Annotated in this window: 2 protein-coding genes and 1 pseudogene; 2 read left to right on the plus strand and 1 reads right to left on the minus strand. The window is 30.5% G+C overall.

Annotation, left to right across the window (positions count from 1 at the left end; translation table 11 throughout):
* Positions 1 to 7: 7 nt before the first annotated feature.
* Together msbA (A9G11_RS04570) and msbA (A9G11_RS04575) are read left to right on the plus strand one after the other, a co-directional pair.
* Entirely contained in the window at positions 8 to 1744 is a 1737-nt protein-coding gene (gene msbA / locus A9G11_RS04570; protein ID WP_065618341.1) for a lipid A export permease/ATP-binding protein MsbA, read from the plus strand.
* 16 nt (positions 1745 to 1760) lie between these two features.
* Positions 1761 to 3542, plus strand: a complete 1782-nt coding sequence (gene msbA, locus A9G11_RS04575; RefSeq protein ID WP_065618340.1) for a lipid A export permease/ATP-binding protein MsbA — start codon at positions 1761 to 1763, stop codon at positions 3540 to 3542.
* A gap of 59 nt (positions 3543 to 3601) precedes the next feature.
* Here the strand turns inward: msbA (A9G11_RS04575) and A9G11_RS14345 are convergent.
* Positions 3602 to 4226: pseudogene (locus tag A9G11_RS14345) on the minus strand (hypothetical protein); the annotation flags it as partial.

Below are 4226 nucleotides of genomic sequence, written 5' to 3' on the forward strand. Positions count from 1 at the left end.
TTTTATTATGTCTCATAAATATAATTCATATACTACACTTAAACAACTTTTGCCATTTTTAAGACCTTATAAAAAAGCCTTAATTGTAGCTGTAATTGGACTTTTATTAAATGCAGCGACAGATGCAACTTTGATATCACTTACTAAACCATTGCTTGATTATGGTTTGATGGATAAAAATTACTCTCTCTTAATTGCAATTGCGATTGCAATTATTGTTTTAATTTTGCTGAGAGGATTGTCTAATTATGTATCTACTTACTGTCTTGCTTGGTTATCTGGAAAGGTAATAACTAAGTTTAGACAAATGATTTTTAATCATTTAATGAAAAGTCCAGTAAGTTTTCACGATCAAAATTCAGTTGGAGAACTTGTTTCAATAATTACTTTTAATACCCAAATGTTATCAAAAGCTTCATCTGATGCTTTAATTATACTTATTCGCGAGATAACTTATGCAATTGGTTTATGTATTGTTATGTTATATGGTAGTTGGAAATTAGCTTCAGTACTTATTATTCTTGTACCATTAATTATTCTTACTGCTCAGTTTATTGCCAAAAAATTTAGGCAAACAATAGCTACATTGCAACAAGGGATGGGCGAAATCACAACAGCTAGTGATGAAATGTTAAGAGGACATAAAGAAATTTTAATTTTCAATGCTAAAAGTTATGAAAAAGATAATTTCAATTTAATAACAAATTCCGTTAGGAAAGGAATGATGAAAATTGAAATAGTTTCTAGATTATCGACACCTATTATTCAATTGATTGCTACTTTAGGATTAGGAATTATATTATATCTGGTGGCAAGTCAAAGTTTAGATATAACACCTGGGTCATTTACTGTGGTTTTTTCTGCAATGATAGCAGTAATGCGACCATTACGAGAATTAACAAGTCTGCACGTGGAATTACAAAAAGGAGCAGTAGCTTGTGAATCATTATTTGGTATTCTGAACTCTCCTATAGAAAAGGATAATGGATCTATTATAGCTGAAAAGTTGAAAGGTGATATTGAGTTAAAAAATGTGACTTATACATACCCAACTCGTAATACACCTGCTCTTAATGATATTTCTTTAAAAATAAATGCTGGTCAAACAATAGCGCTGGTTGGGCGTTCGGGAGCTGGAAAATCTACAATTGCAAATTTGCTTCCTCGTTTTTATGATATTGAACATGGGGAAATTTTGATAGATAGTGTAAATATTAAAGAATATACTTTAAGATCATTGCGAAGCCAAATTGGTTATGTATCACAACGTGTGCATTTATTTAATGGAACTATTGCCGATAATATTATTTTCGGTGCAAAAAATAGGTATGGACGAGAGGATATAATTAAAGCAGCAAAAGCTGCTAATGCAATGGAGTTTATTGAAAAATTAGAATTAGGTATTGATACCGAAATAGGCGATAATGGTATCCTTCTTTCCGGTGGGCAACGACAACGAATTGCAATAGCTAGAGTACTTTTGCGTAATAATCCTATTTTAATTTTTGATGAAGCTACATCTGCTCTGGATAATGAGTCAGAACTCTTGGTACAAGAAGCAATTGATAATTTACAAAAAAATCGAACGTCCATTATTATAGCCCATCGCTTATCTACCATTGAGAAGGCAGATCGAATACTTGTAATTGATGATGGAAAAGTTGTCGAAGATGGTAATCATAAATCTCTCATCGCTTTAAATGGAATTTATGCTCATATGTATACTATGCAATTCAATTCTTAACAGATTTAAGATAATTATGAAAAATATTATAAATAAAACAAATATAAATGACACCAGTAATATAGATCGAGATGCATCAACTTGGGCTACTTTTCGTAAGTTATGGCCATATATATTGGAACATAAATTCATTCTTTGTTTGTCGATTATATTATTAATTGTTAGTGCTTTTGCAGATACGTCATTAATTGCATTATTGCGACCGTTACTTGATCTTGGATTTTCTATGAATGATCGAGAATTTTTATTGATGGCTCCGATTTATATTTTTTGCTTAGTCTTATTACGTGGAGTTGCAAACTATGGGTATTCTGTTTTTTTATCATTGATTTCGGGTAAAATTGTGATGAAAATTCGACAAAAACTTTTTGGTCATTTTGTCGATTCACCGGTTAGTTACTTTGATCAAAATTCCACAGGACGATTACTTTCTCGTATTACATATGACACTGAACAGGTAGCTGCATCTTCATCTGATGCTTTAATCACGATTATTCGTGAATCAGCTTTCATTTGTGGTTTATTTTATACAATGTTCTATAACAGCTGGCAACTATCTCTATCTCTAATTATTATTACACCGCTTGTAGTAGCTTTAATTACTTTTATATCAGTAAAATTCCGTAAACTTGCTAAAACTATGCAAAATTCAATGGGCGATGTAACCATGTCGGTTGAGCAGATGTTAAAAGGTCATCGTGAAATTATTGTATTTGACGCACAAGAGGAAGAATCAAAAAACTTTGAAAAAGTAAGTAATAAGTTTCGACGTGATGGCATGCGTCTAGTTTCGATTTCCGCATTATCAACACCAATTGTTCAATTAGTTATTTCATTTGCTATTGCATTTGTTTTATTAACTGCAAGTAATCCTGATTTAGACATTACTCCTGGAGAATTTACTGTTGTTTTTTCTTCGCTAGTTGCATTGATGCAACCTATAAAAAATTTAACTAGTGTTAATGCGGGCTTTCAAAAAGGTATGGCGGCTTGTCAAACGTTATTTGCTATTTTAGAGCAGCCGATTGAGAAAGATAAAGGTTGTTTAGATATTGATAGAGTTGATGGAAATGTTGTTTTTGAAAATGTATCTTTTGGATATGAAACAAGGCAAGATCTGGCTCTTAAAAATATTAGTTTCGCTGTTTCTGCTGGTAAGACAGTGGCTTTAGTTGGGCGATCAGGTTCAGGGAAAACAACTATAGCCAGTTTAATAGCTCGTTTTTATGATGTCTCTCAAGGGAAAATTTTAATTGATGGTCTAAATATACAGGATTTAACATTATATTCATTGCGAAATCAAATTGGATTAGTATCTCAGAATGTTCATTTATTTAATGATACTATTGCTAATAATATTGCTTATGGCAGAATTGGTGAGTTTTCCCAGCAGCAGATAGAAGACGCAGCCAGAAAGGCCAATGCTTATAACTTTATTATGCAATTTGATAAAGGATTTGATACATTGGTTGGAGAAAGTGGTGCACTACTATCTGGTGGACAAAGGCAACGTATTGCTATAGCCAGAGCTCTTTTACGGGATAATCCCATTTTAATCTTAGATGAAGCAACATCAGCGCTAGACACTGAATCTGAGCATACGATACAAAAAGCTTTAGATAAATTACAAAAAGGGCGAACTTCTATAGTTATTGCCCATAGATTATCAACTATTGAGAAAGCAGATGAGATATTAGTTATAAATGATGGACAAATTATCGAAAAAGGTACACATTCTGAATTATTACATGCTAATGGTATATATACCAAATTATATCAAAGCAATTTTAAAGAATGATATCAAATTTGGTATTTTTCTTGATGAGTGGAAATTTTAACTTATTCAATATATTTTTGTTAGAATTTATCTAATGCTGAATATTGAAAATAATTATTTAAAATATCTATAGTTGGATATTTTTTTGTAAAAGCACATTCTAATAGTGCTTTTTTTGTGCTTATTGAACAATTATATTTTTTGGTGAATTTTAATATATAGCAAATATTTTTAAGAATATTCGATTTATGGTTTATATAGATTCTAATTAAAATTCTCAGTAATCCTAATTCTTTAATTAAACTTTCTTTTGCTTCTTGTTGATTTAATTTATTTGATTTTAATAATGATTCTAAATAAGTCGCATTCATCACTAGAATATAATTGCGCTTAGCGATATTCGATAAAGGTAACTCGTTAATTATTTTTATGCATTCAATCAAAATATTTTTTAATGTATCAACATAAAAATGATCATTATGTTGTGTTGATAATGAAGAAATGCCGATACGATGAAAATAGGCATATTTATTCAAACAGTAACATGATTTTTTTGCTTTTGATATCAGAGAAAGCGACACAAGGTGATCTTCATGGATTTTACCAATGAATTTTTTCTCAAATAGATTTCGTTTAAATATGTATCTCCAAACAACACCAGAATAATTTTTTATTTCTAATAAATAACTCAATAAATCATTGCCA

The organism is Gilliamella sp. wkB108 (genome assembly GCF_001690195.1).
GTDB lineage: Bacteria > Pseudomonadota > Gammaproteobacteria > Enterobacterales > Orbaceae > Gilliamella > Gilliamella apicola_L.

Excerpts from the sequence above, each read along its gene's own strand:
- msbA (WP_065618341.1), top strand. The coding sequence starts at position 8 with ATGTCTCATAAATATAATTCATATACTACACTTAAACAACTTTTGCCA.
- msbA (WP_065618340.1), top strand. The coding sequence starts at position 1,761 with ATGAAAAATATTATAAATAAAACAAATATAAATGACACCAGTAATATA.